The 709-nt window shown below is 51.2% G+C and carries 6 tRNA genes; all 6 read left to right on the forward strand.

Annotated elements, in window-relative coordinates:
* Nucleotides 1–37: 37 nt before the first annotated feature.
* The 6 genes from M3627_RS20400 (at nucleotide 38) to M3627_RS20425 (ending at nucleotide 583) form a co-directional block, all read left to right on the forward strand.
* Nucleotides 38–122: transfer RNA gene (locus tag M3627_RS20400), tRNA-Leu, on the forward strand.
* Between the two features lie 17 nt (nucleotides 123–139).
* Nucleotides 140–214: transfer RNA gene (locus tag M3627_RS20405), tRNA-Gly, on the forward strand.
* Nucleotides 215–229: 15 nt separating this feature from the next.
* A tRNA-Leu gene (locus tag M3627_RS20410) sits at nucleotides 230–318 on the forward strand.
* Between the two features lie 16 nt (nucleotides 319–334).
* Nucleotides 335–411: transfer RNA gene (locus M3627_RS20415), tRNA-Arg, on the forward strand.
* 5 nt (nucleotides 412–416) lie between these two features.
* Nucleotides 417–493: transfer RNA gene (locus M3627_RS20420), tRNA-Pro, on the forward strand.
* Between the two features lie 14 nt (nucleotides 494–507).
* Nucleotides 508–583, forward strand: a tRNA-Ala gene (locus tag M3627_RS20425).
* Nucleotides 584–709: the final 126 nt, after the last annotated feature.

Consider the following 709-nt stretch of genomic DNA (forward strand, 5'->3'; position numbering starts at 1 on the left):
GTCCTTCATGGCTCATTCACTTTTGTGAAATAAATATGCGGGTGTGGCGGAACTGGCAGACGCACTAGACTTAGGATCTAGCGCCGCAAGGCGTGGGGGTTCGACTCCCTTCACCCGCACCATTTAACTTAATAACCGAGCGGAAGTAGTTCAGTGGTAGAACACCACCTTGCCAAGGTGGGGGTCGCGAGTTCGAACCTCGTCTTCCGCTCCAAAGATTCATTGAAGTGCCGGGGTGGCGGAACTGGCAGACGCACAGGACTTAAAATCCTGCGGTAGGTGACTACCGTACCGGTTCGATTCCGGTCCTCGGCACCACTTTTATGAATAATTAGCGCCCGTAGCTCAATTGGATAGAGCGTCTGACTACGGATCAGAAGGTTGTGGGTTCGACTCCTGCCGGGCGCGCCATATAACGGGAAGTAGCTCAGCTTGGTAGAGCACTTGGTTTGGGACCAAGGGGTCGCAGGTTCGAATCCTGTCTTCCCGACCAGTTATTATTATTTCGGGGCCTTAGCTCAGCTGGGAGAGCGCCTGCCTTGCACGCAGGAGGTCAGCGGTTCGATCCCGCTAGGCTCCACCATGAACATTGAAAACTGAACATGCAAAACGTTAAGACATACAGCATCAACAAGCTTCGGCTTGATTGACGCAAAACAATTTTTGACATCATTTAATGATGATGCCAGCAAAACAAAATGAGCTTTTT

The organism is Psychrobacillus sp. MER TA 171, from assembly GCF_023713305.1.
GTDB lineage: Bacteria > Bacillota > Bacilli > Bacillales_A > Planococcaceae > Psychrobacillus.